This is a genomic window from Haloarcula salinisoli, from assembly GCF_019599405.1.
Classification (GTDB): domain Archaea; phylum Halobacteriota; class Halobacteria; order Halobacteriales; family Haloarculaceae; genus Haloarcula; species Haloarcula salinisoli.
Genome location: NZ_RKLQ01000001.1, coordinates 724,655 through 739,410 on the forward strand (window position 1 = coordinate 724,655; position 14,756 = coordinate 739,410).

Annotated in this window: 15 protein-coding genes; 10 read left to right on the top strand and 5 right to left on the bottom strand. The window is 67.2% G+C overall.

Annotation, left to right across the window (positions count from 1 at the left end; translation table 11 throughout):
* Nucleotides 1-48: 48 nt before the first annotated feature.
* The 4 genes from EGD98_RS03775 (at nt 49) to EGD98_RS03790 (ending at nt 4,127) form a co-directional block, all read left to right on the top strand.
* Nucleotides 49-546 carry a dihydrofolate reductase gene (locus tag EGD98_RS03775; protein ID WP_220587019.1) on the top strand — a complete coding sequence of 166 codons (498 nt, stop codon included), beginning with the start codon at nt 49-51 and terminating at the stop codon, nt 544-546.
* A 94-nt stretch (nt 547-640) separates the two neighbouring features.
* The gene (gene folP, locus EGD98_RS03780; RefSeq protein WP_220587020.1) at nt 641-1,822 is read left to right on the top strand and encodes a dihydropteroate synthase; all 1,182 of its coding nucleotides are present in this window, start codon (nt 641-643) and stop codon (nt 1,820-1,822) included.
* A gap of 1 nt (nt 1,823) precedes the next feature.
* Nucleotides 1,824-2,933 (top strand): glycosyltransferase family protein, encoded by a 1,110-nt coding sequence (locus EGD98_RS03785; RefSeq protein WP_220587021.1) that lies wholly within the window; start codon nt 1,824-1,826, stop codon nt 2,931-2,933.
* A 195-nt stretch (nt 2,934-3,128) separates the two neighbouring features.
* Nucleotides 3,129-4,127: a TIGR04024 family LLM class F420-dependent oxidoreductase gene (locus EGD98_RS03790; protein ID WP_220588026.1), complete on the top strand. Its 999-nt coding sequence runs from the start codon at nt 3,129-3,131 to the stop codon at nt 4,125-4,127.
* A 16-nt stretch (nt 4,128-4,143) separates the two neighbouring features.
* On the opposite strand, the gene EGD98_RS03795 is transcribed toward EGD98_RS03790, so the two are convergent.
* Nucleotides 4,144-4,839 carry a 6-hydroxymethylpterin diphosphokinase MptE-like protein gene (locus EGD98_RS03795; protein WP_220587022.1) on the bottom strand — a complete coding sequence of 232 codons (696 nt, stop codon included), beginning with the start codon at nt 4,837-4,839 and terminating at the stop codon, nt 4,144-4,146.
* A gap of 239 nt (nt 4,840-5,078) precedes the next feature.
* On the opposite strand from EGD98_RS03795, the gene EGD98_RS03800 reads away from it, so the two are divergent.
* Nucleotides 5,079-5,603 (top strand): DUF8114 family protein, encoded by a 525-nt coding sequence (locus tag EGD98_RS03800; RefSeq protein WP_220587023.1) that lies wholly within the window; start codon nt 5,079-5,081, stop codon nt 5,601-5,603.
* Nucleotides 5,600-6,328 (top strand): RNA methyltransferase, encoded by a 729-nt coding sequence (locus EGD98_RS03805; RefSeq protein WP_220587024.1) that lies wholly within the window; start codon nt 5,600-5,602, stop codon nt 6,326-6,328. The genes EGD98_RS03800 and EGD98_RS03805 overlap by 4 nt, the downstream gene beginning before the upstream one ends.
* A gap of 12 nt (nt 6,329-6,340) precedes the next feature.
* On the opposite strand, the gene EGD98_RS03810 is transcribed toward EGD98_RS03805, so the two are convergent.
* Together EGD98_RS03810 and gatE are read right to left on the bottom strand one after the other, a co-directional pair.
* Nucleotides 6,341-7,864, bottom strand: a complete 1,524-nt coding sequence (locus EGD98_RS03810; RefSeq protein WP_220587025.1) for a DUF7504 family protein — start codon at nt 7,862-7,864, stop codon at nt 6,341-6,343.
* Nucleotides 7,865-7,926: 62 nt separating this feature from the next.
* Nucleotides 7,927-9,801: a Glu-tRNA(Gln) amidotransferase subunit GatE gene (gene gatE, locus EGD98_RS03815; RefSeq protein WP_220587026.1), complete on the bottom strand. Its 1,875-nt coding sequence runs from the start codon at nt 9,799-9,801 to the stop codon at nt 7,927-7,929.
* A 119-nt stretch (nt 9,802-9,920) separates the two neighbouring features.
* On the opposite strand from gatE, the gene EGD98_RS03820 reads away from it, so the two are divergent.
* The gene (locus tag EGD98_RS03820; protein WP_220587027.1) at nt 9,921-10,160 is read left to right on the top strand and encodes a hypothetical protein; all 240 of its coding nucleotides are present in this window, start codon (nt 9,921-9,923) and stop codon (nt 10,158-10,160) included.
* Entirely contained in the window at nt 10,157-10,552 is a 396-nt protein-coding gene (locus tag EGD98_RS03825) for a PIN domain-containing protein (RefSeq protein WP_220587028.1), read from the top strand. Before EGD98_RS03820 ends, EGD98_RS03825 begins: the two co-directional genes overlap by 4 nt.
* Before the next feature lie 75 nt (nt 10,553-10,627).
* Here EGD98_RS03825 and EGD98_RS03830 read toward each other — a convergent pair whose 3' ends face one another.
* Complete coding sequence (locus EGD98_RS03830; RefSeq protein WP_220587029.1) at nt 10,628-12,034, bottom strand: class II fumarate hydratase; 1,407 nt, start codon at nt 12,032-12,034, stop codon at nt 10,628-10,630.
* 245 nt (nt 12,035-12,279) lie between these two features.
* On the opposite strand from EGD98_RS03830, the gene EGD98_RS03835 reads away from it, so the two are divergent.
* Nucleotides 12,280-13,188 carry a hypothetical protein gene (locus EGD98_RS03835; protein WP_220587030.1) on the top strand — a complete coding sequence of 303 codons (909 nt, stop codon included), beginning with the start codon at nt 12,280-12,282 and terminating at the stop codon, nt 13,186-13,188.
* Here the strand turns inward: EGD98_RS03835 and fen are convergent.
* Complete coding sequence (fen, locus tag EGD98_RS03840) at nt 13,185-14,165, bottom strand: flap endonuclease-1 (RefSeq protein WP_220587031.1); 981 nt, start codon at nt 14,163-14,165, stop codon at nt 13,185-13,187. The two genes, EGD98_RS03835 and fen, sit on opposite strands and share 4 nt — an antisense overlap.
* A gap of 146 nt (nt 14,166-14,311) precedes the next feature.
* On the opposite strand from fen, the gene EGD98_RS03845 reads away from it, so the two are divergent.
* Nucleotides 14,312-14,743, top strand: a complete 432-nt coding sequence (locus EGD98_RS03845) for an outer membrane protein assembly factor BamB family protein (RefSeq protein ID WP_220587032.1) — start codon at nt 14,312-14,314, stop codon at nt 14,741-14,743.
* Nucleotides 14,744-14,756 lie beyond the last annotated feature (13 nt).

Consider the following 14,756-nt stretch of genomic DNA (forward strand, 5'->3'; position numbering starts at 1 on the left):
CTCCTGCAGCAGCGACACTCGCTTAGGAGGCCCACCCCAACACTGCCCATGGTCGAACTCAGACTTATCGCCGGCGTGGCCCGTACTGGAGCAATCGGCGACGGCGAGACGATTCCCTGGCACTACGACGAGGACGAACAGCAGTACAAGAACCGCGTCGCCGACCACCCCGTAATCGTCGGTCGCAAGACCCACATGGGGATGACGCGGGTCCGTGGGACCCACCCGGTCGTCGTCACCGGGAGTCCCGACGAGTACGAGGAAGACGACGCCACTTTCGTCTCGACCGTCCCTGGGGCCGTCGAGGCCGTCGCCGCCGAGGGCGACGTCGGCTACGTCATCGGCGGCCAGTCCATCTACGCGATGTTTCTCCCGTATGCCGACCGGGCCTTCGTCTCGGAACTGCCCGAGCGCAAGGTCCCGAGTCGGGTGTTCCCCTATCTGGGGACGAACTGGGCGGTGACCGAGCGCCACGAGTACGACGAGTTCGACGTCGTCGAGTACGTCAACGAGGAGCCGCTGGACCCGGCGGAAGCGCCTGTCTGAGGGGACGAGACGGACCGCTTCGACCCGCCCTGTCCACCCCGACGGCAGTGCCGGAAACACCAACGCTTACCGTCCCCAGTCCCTGGTGACGGCTATGCAAACGGTCGACGCAGCAGGGCTGCAGATCGGTGACGACCACCCCCCACGCATCATGGGCGTGCTGAACGTCAGCAAGGAGTCGCCGTACTCGCCCTCGGTGTACGACGACCCGGCCGAGGCCGCCCAGTACGTCGACGAGGAGCTCATCGGCGAGGGCGCCGACATCGTCGACGTGGGCCTGGAGTCGGCCAACAAGCGCCTCGATGTCCTGTCGGCCGAGGACGAACTCGACCGGCTCGACACCGCTATCGAGACCATCGAGTCGGTCAGCGACGACGCTATCTTCTCCATCGAGACCCGTTACGCCGAGGTCGCCGAGGCCGCCATCGAGGGCGGCTTCGACATGGTCAACGACATCTGTGGCTTCGCGGACCCGGAGATGCCCGAAATCTGCCGGGAGTACGACGTGGCCGTCGCGAAGATGGCGAGCCCGCCGGACCTCGAACGGCCCGGGGCCGTCGAGGAGACCGACTGGGCCGCCCGCAAGTCACCCGACTGGGCCAACTCGGCCGATTACGTCGACCAGGTCTACGAGGCGCTCAAACAGAACGGCCTCACCGAGAAGACCATCGTCGACCCGGCCTTTGGCGGCTGGAGCGAGGCAAAGACCATCGCCGAGGACCACGCGACCTTCGAGCGCCTGCGTGAGTTCCGCGGCTTCGGCCGTCCAATCCTCGTCTCCATTAACCGGAAGAACTTCCTGCGAACTATCGCCGACCGCTCGACCGAAGAAGCCCTGCCCGTCAGCCTCGCCGCGACTGCGCTGGCCGTCGAGCGCGGTGCACACATCGTCCGCACCCACGACGTCGAAGAGACCGTCGACGCCGCGAAAATCGGCTCGGCCTTTACCGAGCGGGCCGCCGTCGTCGGCGACGGGGCCACGGTGACCGAACTGGACGCCCGCCGTGGGACCGAGGTCGCGCGCCACCTCGAGACCATCGGTGCGTCGACCGACGACAGCGAGGCCTACGTCAGCCGCGTCTTCGAGGTGTCCGGGCTCGACCCGGACGCCGCCGCGGAACTGGCCGACGTCGCCGAGTCGGCAGGCCTCGTCGCTACCACCGGCGACGGTGGGGTCCTGCTGGGCGGCCGACCCGACGCGCTCCGAGCGGCGGCCAGCGAACTCGCCAGCAAGCCCGCATTCGCACCGGTCGTCGAGGCTATCCGCACCGACTGATATGGACTACCTACAGGAACGCATCACGACGCTGCACGACCTGACCGACGCGGTGCCGGCGATGCCCGAGGGCGAGAGTTCGGTCGTCGTTCCCATCGCCGGGGAGAGTGAGGCGGCCGTCACGCCCACGCACGTCTTCGAGGCGCTCGAAACCGTCGGCCCCGACGCAGTCGTGGTCCCACTGCGGAGCGACGCCGAGACAGCCGCCGCCTTCGACCACTGGGCCGCCGAGTTCGACCTCGACGTGACGACGCTGTGGTGTAACGCCCCCACTCTCCCGACGCTGCTCGAGGACCACGGGCTCGACGGCGCGATGGGGAAGGGTAGGGACGTCTGGCTCGGACTCGGGCTGGCCGCGAGTCGGGCCGACTACGTGGCCGTCCACGACGCCGACGCCTCGACGTACTCCCCGAAACACGTGCCGCGCTTGCTCGCCGGGCTGGAGATGGGCTACGAGTTCGTGAAGGGGTACTACGCCCGCGTCGAGGACGGCCAGCTCTACGGCCGACTCGCGCGGCTGTTCGTCGCGCCGCTACTGGGTGCGCTGTCGAGTGCCCACGACGACCCGCTACTCGACTATCTCTCGGCGTTTCGCTATCCGCTGGCCGGTGAGTTCGCCGTTACCGCCGACGCGGCCCGCTCGATTCGGGCCCAGCGGGCCTGGGGGCTGGAGATAGGGATGCTCGGCGAGGCCTACGACGTGGTCGGCGAGACCGCCACCGCACAGGTCGACCTCGGGATGCACCGCCACGACCACCGACCCGTCGGCGGCCGCGGCGGGCTCTCGACGATGGCCGCGGAGGTCGGCGAGGCGCTCTTTCGCGTCCTCCAGGACCACGGCCTGCAGCCGGACTACGAGCGCCTGCCCGACGCCTACCGGGACGCGGCCGATACGCTCATCCGGCAGTATGGCGCCGATGCCGCGGTCAACGGGCTCACCTACGACCACGATGCAGAGCGCTCACAGGTACAGTCCTACGCGGAGAGCATCCGGGCCCCGGGGCCGGACGACAGACTCCCCGCGTGGACGGAGACGACGCTGTCGCCGTCGAGCGTGCTGGCGGCCTCGCGGGAGGCACTCGGGCGCCCAAGCAGCTCTCGGGTGGATTGAAACGGGCGACCGGCACCCGAGTTGGGTAGCGCCGTCAACGGGGCGCCGGTTGGAACCTGTTTCAACGGCGCTGGGTTGGTGTGCCTGTCATTTTATACCATGCCGGTCCGGAGATACGGGTATGTCGGCGAAACGTCTCACAGCACCGTCACGAGCCGCGCCTACCGTTCGACCACCACGACGGCGGCCACACCGATGACGGCCAGAGATATCTATCTCCCCGTCGCCGCCCAGCCGTCGGTGTCGACGCTGGTCGGGTTGAGCCAGCTCGCCGACGTCGAAGGGTACGAACGGGTCTGGCTGCCCGAGACCTGGGGCCGGGACGCCGTGACCACACTGACAAGCATCGCGCACGGAACCGACGATGTCGGTATCGGCACTTCGCTGTTGAACGTCTACTCGCGTTCGCCGGCGCTCATCGGCCAGACCGCCGCCACGCTCCAGGAGGCCTCGGACGGGCGCCTGCGCGTCGGGCTCGGGCCGTCGGGGCCGCGCGTCATCGAGGGGTGGCACGGGGAGTCGTTCGAGCGACCGCTGCGCCGGACCCGGGAGACTATCGACATCGTCAAGCAGGTGCTGTCGGGCGAAGCCGTCGAGTACGACGGCGACATCTTCGAGCTCTCGGGGTTGCGGCTGCGCTCGGACCCGCCCGACCCAGTTCCGCCGATAGACGCCGGTGGGCTGGGGCCAAAGGCCGTCGAACTCGCAGGGCGCTTTGCCGACGGCTGGCACGCCCTGCTGTTGACCGTCGAGGGCATGGCCGACCGCCTCGACGACTTCGACCGCGGGGCCGAACTCGGCGACCGCGACCGGGCGAGCCAGCGGGTCACCTTCTCGGTGCCCTGCTGTGCCCTGGCGGACCGCGAGCGGGCCCGTGCCATGACTCGCCAGCACGTCGCCTTCTACGTGGGCGGCATGGGCACCTACTACCGCGATGCGCTCGCACGGCAGGGGTACGAGGACACCGCGACGACGGTCTTCGAGCAGTGGAACGACGGCGACCGCGAGGCAGCGAAAGCCGCTATCGACGACGAGTTGCTCGACGCCCTCGCCGTGGCCGGGACCCCCGAGGAGTGTCGGGACCACATCGAGCGCTTCGAGCGTATCGACGGCGTCGACGCTATCAACGTCTCGTTCCCCAGAGCGGCCGAGCGGGCCGATATCGAGGCGACGATGGCCGCGCTGGCGCCCTAGATGTGGGTGCCGGGCGCTACCCCGTCTCGGCTACCGGGATGATGTCGTCCCGACGGCCGTCCAGGACGGCAAAGCGGTCGTCGCGGCGCCGTTCCAGCCAGTACAGCAGCCGTTCGGCCCACCGGAGTTTCTCGCGTTTCTCGGCAGTCACGTCCGGGTCGTCGAAGTCCCAGCCGACGAACCGGATTTCGGCGGCGCCGAAGTGGTCGGCGGTGAAGGCCGCCCGGTCGCCGTCGGTGAAGCCGCCGAAGTTGTGGACTCGCTCGGTCGGGCCGGCCTGTGTGGTCGGCACGACGAAGGCGGGGTCGTAGGTCGGGACGTGTTCCTCGACGGCGGGGACGTTGTCGCCGTGGGCGTGGGCGAACACCGGCGTCCCCGATTCCGTGAGTTCCCGGCCTGTCTCGGGGTTCTTGTCGAGGTCGGTGACCATCGCGTCGACGACGACACCCAGTTCGTGCAGGCGGTCGACGGCCGTCGAGGCGGCCAGCACCGCGTCCGCCCCGGCCGCCCTGTCGGCCTCGCGCTCCAGGGACGGGCCGGCGCCGGCGATAGCGACCGTCTTCCCGCGGAGATTCAGCGTCGCCGGGTCGTAGGTCTCCGTGTCGCCAAGCAGCTCACCGAGTCGGTCTCGGGCCCGTTCGTCTCCGTCGCGGGGGTAGCCAAACGCCGCGAGCAGCCCCTCGTACACCGGTTCCCAGGTCTGAAAGTCCATAGCTGTCGCTGAAGTGCTGGTACCAGATAAAGCGGATTGAGCCGAAATGGCACGTCCGTGTACCCCTACCCGGGTGCCCTTTCGGCTTTCACGCCAGACTACTGACGCCTCCGGTATAAGCTTTCTCTTACTCACACCTGCGGTCCACATGGTCCACAACTCGATATCACCACCTGCGACGTGCCCACCCAGACCCGAACATCGGGCCATTTTAATCTCGCAACCGCCCACCTTTGGCTATGGGCAAGGTCAACATCGGGTTGCGCGGCTGGCGGTTCGACGAGGACGTGCTGGGCGAGGACGGCCGGGTGCGCCCGCTGGCGACGATGGAACCGGAGGACCGCCAGCGCATCCTCGTGCTCGCCGACCGCGTCGTCGACCCCTGTGACGCCTGCTGGCTGGAGTACGGCGAGGACCAAATCGAGGAGTGCAACGTCGCCGAGGTCATCTACGGCGAACCCCGCGGCGAGGTAGTGCTGTGTTCGGCCCACGAGCCGGACTTTCTCTACTGGTTCCGCGAGGCAGGTGGCAAAGAGTTCGCCGGTGAACTCGAACTCCGTGACGCCTTCCACCAGTGGATTCTCGACGGGCATCGTGCCCCCGAAGAGTACGAGGGGCTCGAACACGTCGACGAGGACCCGACATCGCTGCCGGAGGCCCCGGGGCGAAACGAGGCCATCCCCGGCTTCGAGGAGGAGATAGCGGGGCTCGACGAGGAGGACCTCGACGCGATGGACATCGACCTCGACGACCTGGACGTATGATATCGGTCGCCGTCGTCGACGCCGAGACGCCGGGCAACGTCGGGACCATCGCCCGGTCGATGAAGAACTTCGGCCTCTCGGAACTGCTGCTCGTGGACCCGCCGGAACTCGACCCCGACGGCGAGGCCTACGGCTTCGCCGGGCAGGCTCGCGAGGACATCCTCCCGAACGCTCGCGAGGTAAGCTTCGACTATCTCGTCGAGAACTACCACACCGTCGCCTGCACCGCGACGACGAACGAGGACGACTCAAGTCACGTCCGCTACCCCGCGAAGACGCCCCGAGAACTGGCCGACTCGCTGGCCGACGTCGAGGCCGACACTGCCATCGTCTTCGGCCGCGAGCGGGTCGGCCTGACCAACGACGAACTCGAACGACTGGACGAGATCTGCTCGATTCCGGCCAGTGCCGACTACCCCGTGTTGAACCTCGGCCAGGCCGCGACCATCGTCCTCTACGAACTGCGCGAACTGACCGTCGAGCGCGACCAGCATCCCGAGGACATCCACGTCAGAGCCGACGAAGCCGCCGTCGAGGGGCTCCACGAGGAGTTCGCGACGTTCCTGGACAGCATCGACCACCCCGAGGAGAAACGCCACCGCGTCCGGCGGCTCTTCCGCCGGCTCGTGGGCCGTGCCCATCCGACCGGCCGCGAGGCGAAGACGCTCAGAGGTGTGTTCCGTCGGGCCAGCGGGCGAGTCCAGCGGGCTGAAAACGACGACTGACGGTATAACCGCTCAGTCGGAGCGCCCGCCAACGGTGGCGCCGTCGAGATACGTCGCGGTCAGGTAGTCGTCGATTCTGGTGACGATGTCGCTCTTGTACGTCCAGAACCCGTCGTAGACGTTGTCGGTATCGAGTTCGTGGGCCAGCAGCGCCGACTGTCGCTCCGGGTCGCCGTCGCCGTCGTAGACGACGAACCACGACTCGGCCATCTCTTCGGTGTCTTCCTCGTGGACGGTCACGCCCGGCACTGTCGCCTCCGTGTCCGGCGTGCCGTAGACGTGGACCTCGACACCGCTGCTGGCGAGTCGCTCGTAGATGCGAGCGGCCTGGGCGTCGTCGACGAGGTTCGACAGCCGCTGGAAGCCGGCGTGGAGCCGTCCCGAGCCAGTCCGGTTCGCCAGCAACTCGACGTTGTGGCTCACGTCGATGAGGAGCCCCTTGTCGGCCGCGGAGGCACCGTACACCGACCGCTCCAGGTTCGTCAGGAGGTCGCTCGTGTGGCGCTTTTCGAAGGTGTCCGTGGTCCCCGCATCGATGTCGATGGCTCCCCGGAGCGCGGGCACGGACTCGCTTGCCAGCAGGTCGTCACCGCGGTGTAACAGCGCCACGGATTTCGGTTCTGCGACGTCCATCGAGGCCTCCCTGACCTCGACGCCGTGGCGGTCGAAGTACCGTTCGACGACCGCGAGCTCTTCGGGCGGGCCACTGTAGTTGGTCACGGTCAGCGTCGGCGCGTCGGCCCGTACCGCGTCGAATATCTCGCGGAGCGAGCCGTCGACGGGCGTCGCCGTGGTCGTCGAACCGCCCGCGTCCGCCGCCGCTGGCTCGCTGTCGGTCGTGGCCTCCCTGCCGACGGCCGCCGAAGGCGGTTCGGCCCTCGACCGCTGGTCCGTCTTGCGACTCGTCCACTCGGTGTTGCCCTCGGGCAGGCCCAGCACCCGGAGTTGCATCTCGTCGTCGTGTTCGCGGACTTCGACGACGCCGTCGACGAACGAGCGCAGGCGCTGGAGGTGCGCTTCCTCCATCGTGTCGGCGTGGGCGACGACGAACCCGATGCCGTCGGCCTCCCTGATACGGTTGGTGACGACGTGGAGAAAGCGGACGACCTGTTCGGGCGCGGCGTACATCGACATCGTCGTCAGCGAGAGCAGCCCGACGCGGAGGCGCGAGGAGTACTCGCCGTAGAGCCGTTCCATCAGCGTCGTCAGCTCCATGCCGATACCGGTGAGGTCGGCCGGCGAGCTGACGCGGCTGTCGAGAGGACCCAGCGACTCCGAGCCGTGGGAATCACCCACGCAGTCGACGACACCCAGCGGCAGCTGGTCGGCCGGGATATCGGTGTACTGGGTCACGGCCTCGCGCACGTCCGCGGCGCTGCTGTCCGTCGAGACGACGGCGGCCGCTTCGTCGTCGAACCCCGCGGCCAGCAGCTCCATCGCGAGTGTCCGCTTGCCGGTCATCGGGGGGCCGACAATGAGTAATGTCGACCCGGGGGGAACCCCCTCGACCGGTAGCAGCGACCCAACTCTAAACATATCGGGGCTACGCCCGGGTGGATTAGAAGTCTATCGCTCGAAATTGTTGACGAACGAACTACTCACGCCCGTTTCTGTATCTCTTCTCGCAGCACGGAACTGACGGTATCGCCGTCGGCCTTCCCGCGCAGTGCGCCCATACACTCGCCCATCAGCCCGGAGAACGCACCCATCCCTTGCTGGGCCACCTGGTCGGCGTTGCGCTCGACGACCTCCGTGACTGCCTCGCGCACCTCGTCGTCGCTGACGCCGCCCAGCCCCTCGCGGTCGACGGCTTCCTCGGCGGTGAGGTCGGGCTCTTCGGCCAGGGCCGTGAGCAGGTCCTCGACCCCCTCGCGGGGCACGTCGCCGCCGTCGACGAGTGCGAGCGTCTCCCGGAGGTGCGTGTCGGACAGCTGCTCGACCGGCACGTCGTCCCGCCGGAGTTCGGTCAGCGTCGATTCGAGGACCCCCGCCGCGAGCGTCGCGTCGACGCCCTCGGCGACGACTGACTCGAACAGCGGCCACCGCTGGCCGTAGGCCACCTGCTCGGCCAGCCCCGAGTCGAGACCGTGGTCGGCCTCGTAGCGAGCGACCTTCTCAGTCAGCAGTTCCGGGGTCTCGACCTCGCTCGGGTCGGGTTCGACGGGCGGGACGTCCGTCTCGGGGTACATCCGCGCCGCGCCGGGCAGCGGGCGGAGATACCGGGAGGTCCCGTCCTGCAGGGCGTCGCGGGTCTCCTCGGGCACGCCCTCGAGGGCGGTCTCGGCCCGCTCGACGACCGCCTCGATAGCCTGCTCGGCCGTCTGTGGGTCGTCGGCCACGAGCGCGACGGCGTCTTCGGGCCCGGCGTCGACTGCCGCCCGGAGGTCCGTGACCTCGCTCTCGGTGACGCCGTAGGCCGGCAGCTCGTCCGTATGGAAGATACCGCCGGCGCCGTGACGCTTGGCGTGGTCGGAGAACTCGGTCCCCAGGCGACGGTCGGGCTGTATCTCCCGGCCGACGAGGCCGTCGAATCCCGCCAGGCGAACCGCCTGGACCGCACCGCCACTGTCGAGTGCGCCGCCGATGACGCCCGAGTCAGTTCCCTCGAAGACACCCGTCACGTCCTGTGGTTCGGCGACTGCGGCGTCGCGCTCGCCCAGTTCGTCGGCGATGTCGACGAGTTCGACCTGCCGGCGGACTTCGTTCCGAACGAGGTCGTCGATGTCGTCGAGGCTCTGGACGCCCTTCAGTTCGATGCGGGCGCCCTCGGCGATGGAGACGTTGACGTCCTGGCGGATGGTGCCAAGGCCGCGTTTGACCTTCCCGGTCGAACGCAGGAGCATGCCGATACGCTGGGCGGCCTCACGGGCCTGTTCGGGGCTGCTGATGTCGGGTTTGGTCCCGATTTCGACCAGCGGGATACCCAGCCGGTCCAGGGAGAACCGCACCCCGTCGTCGGTCTCCGCGACGCGCTGGCAGGACTCCTCCTCCAGCAGCATGTCCTCGATACCGACCGGCCCGCCACTGGTCTCTATCTCGCCGTCGTTGGCGACGAGCATCGAGCGCTGGAACCCGGTCGTGTTCGAGCCGTCGACGACGATTTTGCGCATCACGTTCACCTGGTCGACGACGTTCATCTCCATCAGCTGGCCGATCTCCATGGCCGTCTCCATGGCTTCCCGGTCGACCCGGTGGGGTGGCTCGTCGTCCTCCTCGACGAGACAGGTGGTGTCGTAGGCGAGATACTCGAACTCGCGGTCGACCATACTCTCCTCCAGGGCGGCGTCGTCTATCTCACCGAGCTCGCTCTTGGTCGGGTGGAGGTACCTGGTGAAGGTGTGGTCGGCGGCCTCGGGCTCGCGCAGCTCGGTCGGACAGGCACAGAACAGCTTCGTGGCCGTGTCGAGCTGCTGGTGGATCTCCAGGCCGGCTACGAGTCCGAGGTCCTCGTAGTCGAAATCGGCGTCAGTCATTATCGTCGTCTGCGGGACCGGGGGCCAAAAAACGCTCCCTTCGGCTTCCACTCCGGGGACACCGAAGGCTCATGCGGCGGCGAAAACTGTAAATCGGCGCTCGTATAATCAGTTATACGATGAGTAAAACGATTCGTGTCTCCGAGGAGTTTCACGAACTCGTCCGGGCGCACAACCAGGAGGGCGAGACGATGGAGGAGACGCTCCGGCGGCTCACGCGCGGGCCGGACCCCGATGTGCTGGCCGAGGTCATCAGCGGCGGTGACGAACGGGAGGCAGCCACACTGCGGGACGCTATCGAACGGAGACGCGATCGCGGCCGGGAGCGACGTGACGGGATTCGCGAGCGGTTCGAATGATACTGGACACCTCGTTCTTGCTCGACCTCAAGGATGGCGACGACGCCGCGTTCGAGCGAGCGACCGCTCTGTACGACAAGGGTATCGTCCAGCGGGTCGCGATGCCATCGGTGTGGGAACTCCACTACGGTGCGGCGTACATCGATTCGGCCGACGAACGTCGTCGTATACGGAATCTCCTGTTGATGTATCCCCAGGCCGATATCGACCAGGAGATGGCACGCAGTGGGGCCGAACTGCTGGCGAAAGCGGACCGTGAAGCTGATGGCGCGAGCGCGGTCGATACTGAGGACGGATTGATAGGGGCCGTCGCGGAGCGATACGACGAGCCGGTTCTGACCGACAACGTAGACGACTTTGACCGGCTGGGCGTCGAGTACGAGACGTACTAGCGGGGCTGAACGCAGTCTCGCTACTCGTCTCCTGCTGGACGATGACTGCGGGTCGGCGACGAGACGCCTCCCCGGTTACTCATCGCCCAGAATCCCCCGATGGGTCATCTTCTCCGGGTCCAGCACCTCGTCGACCTCGTCCTCGTCGAGGTACCCCTCGTCGAGCACGACCTCCCGAATCGTCTTGCCCTCGGCGAGGGCCTTTTTCGCGACCTTGCTGGCCTTGTCGTAGCCGATGGCGGGATTGAGCGCGGTCGCCAGCGCCATCGACTGCTCGACGCGCTCGGCGCAGTGGTCGGCGTCGGCTTCCAGCTTGGCGACGAACTTCTCTGCGAACACCTCGCTGCCGTTCGCGATGAGCCGCGCGGACTGGAGGAAGTTCGAGGCCAGCACGGGTTTGTAGAGGTTGAGGTCTATCTGGCCCTCGCTCGCCCCGGCCGCGACGGCGGCGTCGTTGCCGACGACCTGCTTGTGGAGTTGGTTCACCGACTCGGCGACGACGGGGTTTATCTTCCCGGGCATGATGGAGGAGCCGGGCTGGTTCTCGGGCTGGTCTACCTCGCCCAGTCCGTTGCGCGGGCCGGAGGCCAGCAGGCGCAGGTCGTTGGCGATCTTGTTCAGCGAGCCCGCCACGGTGCGGAGCGCCCCGTGGGCCTCGCTCATCGCGTCGTGAGCCGCCTGGGCCTCGAAGTGGTTGTCGGCCTCGCGGAAGTTGAGGTCGGTCTCTTCGCTGATGTACTCGGCCGCTTTCGCGGGGAAGTCGGGGTGGGTGTTCAGCCCCGTCCCGACGGCGGTCCCACCGAGTGCGAGCTCCGCGAGCCGGCTGTGGGTGTCCTCGACGCGAGAGATGCCCTTCTCGACCTGCGTGCGGTAGCCCGAGAACTCCTGGCCGAGCGTGATGGGCGTCGCGTCCTGGAGGTGGGTCCGGCCGGTCTTGACGACGGTGTCGAACTCGTCTTCTTTCTCCGCGAGCGCGTCACGCAGCGTCTTCAGCGCCGGAACCACGTCCTTCTCGACGGCCTCCAGGCTGGCGACGTGCATCGCGGTCGGAATGACGTCGTTGCTGGACTGCCCGAAGTTGACGTGGTCGTTGGGGTGAATCTCGCGGGTGCCGACCTCGCCGCCGTAGATTTCGGTCGCACGATTCGAGATGACCTCGTTGGCGTTCATGTTCGAGGACGTGCCCGACCCGGTCTGGAACACGTCGACCGGGAACTGGTCGTCGTGGTCGCCCGCGATGACCTCGTCTGCGGCCGCGACGATACAGTCGGCCTTCTCTTCGTCGACGAGCCCGAGGTCCCGGTTGGCCTGGGCGGCGGCCTTCTTGACGATACCGAGCGCGCGGACGAACCGCCGCCCGAAGGTCACGTCGCTGATAGGAAAGTTCTCGATGGCCCGCTGTGTCTGGGCCCCCCAGTAGGCGTCGGCCGGTACCTGCATCTCCCCGAGGCTATCCCGTTCGGTTCTGAACTCGTCGCTCATGTCTCGGGGGTCGGTCGCACAGTCGTAAAAGCCACCGGTCCGCGCCGCCGTCGCCAATTTTGCCGGCCACCGGGCGACCCGCTACGTCCAGCGGCCCAGCCAGGTCTGGACGACCGACCGGACGACAACTGCGGCCGGCCGCACTGTCGTCTGTTCCGTCGGTTTTATTGAAATATAGGCTGAATTTACCCATAATGGGTCGGGATTTTTCACGACGGAACGTGTTGCGTGCCGGGAGCACCGCTGTGGGAACCGCTGTTCTGGGGAGCTTTGCCGGCTGTGCACAGTTCGACCAGTCCGCGAGCGGCGGGGACGGCTCGAACGGCGAAGCGACCGAAACGGAAGCGGAAGCCGACGAGCCCACCGGGCCGTATCGGGCGTGGCTCCCGGAACCGGACGCCTTCGGCGAGGACCACTACTATTTCTGGTATATCGATTACGCTCAGCTCCGGGCGAACGAGTCCCACTTCGACCCGGAGGTGTACGACGTGTACACGGAAGACGAAGCGCTGTTTGCGAGGTCCGACTTCTCTGCAGCGGACGTCGACGGGGCTGTCTCGCTCACCCCGGTCAACGACGGTAACACGTATGCCGTCGTCACCGGGAGTTTCTCGGCGACCGCTGTCGCGGATTCGCTCACCGAGAGGGAGTTCGAGGAAGACCGCGATATCGACGAGTACACAGTCTATCGGAACCCCGGTCGGGGCGAATTCGGCGTCAAGGACGGGACGATAGTCCTCACGGGTAACCCCGATTCGGACCACGTCCGAACACTCATCGAGACGAAAAACGGCGAGGTGTCACGCTACACCGAGGCGAGCGAGGCCATGGCGACGCTGTTGCAGCCCGTCGGTCCCGAGACGTTCGTCGGTGGGGACACGAGCGACCCATACACTGATGAGCAAGCGGAGCCGGAGAGTTTCCAGTTCGCCGGTCAGGTCGGGTACTCGTTCGGGGAGACAGTAGACGGTGACAGGACGACCAGGGAGATCGTCGTGCTGTTCGAGACGGCCGACGACGTCGACATGGACGCAATCGCCCAGTTCACCGGGAGCGACTGGTTCGCTACGTCCACCGACGTTTCCTCGAAGCAGGAGGGACGACTGGTTACCATCACCGCCGAACTACCGACCGACGAGTTCTACGCCAACTAGGTCCAGCGGTCCAGCCCGGTCTGGACGACCGACTCGTCGATTCGCTCGAACCCGCGGCGGACTTCCTCGGCGTCGACCTCCCACTCCTCCGTGACGAACGCGCGGGCGGCCTCCAGGTCCGGGTCCAGCTCCGTCGGAATCTCGTAGTCGTCGCTCACGGTGGGGTCGAGAAACAGCGACCGGATGCGGTCGGCGTGGTCGATATGGTCGCCGCGTGCCTCCAGCACGGCGAAGAGGTCGCCGTGCTCGTCGAGCAGCTTGACGGCGGTCTTCGGGCCGATGCCAGAGATACCCTCGTTGAAGTCCGTCCCCATCAGGATGGCCGCGTCGACCAGCTGCTCCCAGGTCAGTCCCGTCGATTCCAGGGTCGCCTCGAAGTCCATCAGCTCCGGGTCGCCACTGGAGGTGAGCTGTCGCAGGGTGTATGGCGCGCCAAAGAGCAGGGCGTCGTAGTCCTCGGTGCCGACGTAGTCCACGTCGCCCTGCCGGGCCATGTAGGCGGCCTGCCCCTCGCCCTCGGCGGGGGCGTCCACCACTGGGACGTCGAGCAGTTCGAGCAGGTCCCTGGTCGTCTGGACGATGGTGTCGGTGAGTCGCTGCGTGCGCGAGTCGAGCTTGGCCACCCGGACCGAGTCACCGGCCTCCCGTGCGTCTTCCAGCTCCTCCTCGTACTTCTCGCGCTGTTCGCGACGTTTCTCGACCTCGTCGTCCTTGAGTTCGGTCACGGCACCGTCGAAGACGAAGACGGGAGTGAGGTCGTGCTCGAAGAACTTCGGGAGCCCCTGGACGACGCCGATGAGGTTCGCCACCTCTTCGCCGTCGTCGGTGGTGTACTTGTGGTCACTCGTGAACTTGACCGTCGTCGTGAGATACCGGTAGAGCCAGTTGTGCGCGTCGACGGCGACGACGTTGCCGTCTAAGTCCTCGAAGGCCACGTCCTCGATGGCCGCAAGCGAACGGAGGTCAGCGTTTCCCATTGCCAGTCGTTGTGTGGACAGGCGCTTGAATCTCCCGGGAGCGTCCGGCCGGCAGGCCGACTGGACTCGGGCACCGAGTCGTTACGGCTGGCCGACATCAAAAGACATTTGCTGTCACACTGTGGCACATCTCTGACAGTCGTACGATGAGCAACGGTCCCCAGCGGTCTTCCAGCCGTTCCACTCGCCGGGCCCTCCTCCAGGCCGTCGCGGGCAGTGGGCTGCTCGCGACCGGCGTCGCCGAGTACAGCGGGAGTCGCGGCTGTAGACCGGCCGACCACGACCTCTCGGAGCAGACCGGCTCTGACCCCGTGGAACGCTGGCGGTTCGAGCGAGCAGACGAGCAGTTCAGCGCGCCGACCGTCGTCGACGGCACCGCCTACGTCGGCGGCGAGTCGGCGATATACGCTATCGATACGAGCGACGGGAGCCAGCGGTGGCGCTTCGAGACCGACTCCAGCCCCGTTTCTGCGCCGACGGTCGCCGACGGCACCGTCTTCGCGGCAGACCGGCTCCTCTACGCGCTGGATGCCGAGGACGGCAGCGTGCAGTGGCGGTACGAACCCATCGGTCTGTAGTGGGAAGCCCCGA

Excerpts from the sequence above, each read along its gene's own strand:
- EGD98_RS03805 (WP_220587024.1), top strand. The coding sequence starts at position 5,600 with ATGATATCGGTCGCCGTCGTCGACGCCGAGACGCCGGGCAACGTCGGG.
- EGD98_RS03825 (WP_220587028.1), top strand. The coding sequence starts at position 10,157 with ATGATACTGGACACCTCGTTCTTGCTCGACCTCAAGGATGGCGACGAC.
- EGD98_RS03830 (WP_220587029.1), bottom strand. The coding sequence starts at position 12,034 with ATGAGCGACGAGTTCAGAACCGAACGGGATAGCCTCGGGGAGATGCAG.
- EGD98_RS03810 (WP_220587025.1), bottom strand. The coding sequence starts at position 7,864 with ATGTTTAGAGTTGGGTCGCTGCTACCGGTCGAGGGGGTTCCCCCCGGG.
- EGD98_RS03800 (WP_220587023.1), top strand. The coding sequence starts at position 5,079 with ATGGGCAAGGTCAACATCGGGTTGCGCGGCTGGCGGTTCGACGAGGAC.
- EGD98_RS03785 (WP_220587021.1), top strand. The coding sequence starts at position 1,824 with ATGGACTACCTACAGGAACGCATCACGACGCTGCACGACCTGACCGAC.
- EGD98_RS03845 (WP_220587032.1), top strand. The coding sequence starts at position 14,312 with ATGAGCAACGGTCCCCAGCGGTCTTCCAGCCGTTCCACTCGCCGGGCC.
- EGD98_RS03790 (WP_220588026.1), top strand. The coding sequence starts at position 3,129 with ATGACGGCCAGAGATATCTATCTCCCCGTCGCCGCCCAGCCGTCGGTG.
- EGD98_RS03795 (WP_220587022.1), bottom strand. The coding sequence starts at position 4,839 with ATGGACTTTCAGACCTGGGAACCGGTGTACGAGGGGCTGCTCGCGGCG.
- gatE (WP_220587026.1), bottom strand. The coding sequence starts at position 9,801 with ATGACTGACGCCGATTTCGACTACGAGGACCTCGGACTCGTAGCCGGC.
- fen (WP_220587031.1), bottom strand. The coding sequence starts at position 14,165 with ATGGGAAACGCTGACCTCCGTTCGCTTGCGGCCATCGAGGACGTGGCC.
- folP (WP_220587020.1), top strand. The coding sequence starts at position 641 with ATGCAAACGGTCGACGCAGCAGGGCTGCAGATCGGTGACGACCACCCC.
- EGD98_RS03775 (WP_220587019.1), top strand. The coding sequence starts at position 49 with ATGGTCGAACTCAGACTTATCGCCGGCGTGGCCCGTACTGGAGCAATC.
- EGD98_RS03820 (WP_220587027.1), top strand. The coding sequence starts at position 9,921 with ATGAGTAAAACGATTCGTGTCTCCGAGGAGTTTCACGAACTCGTCCGG.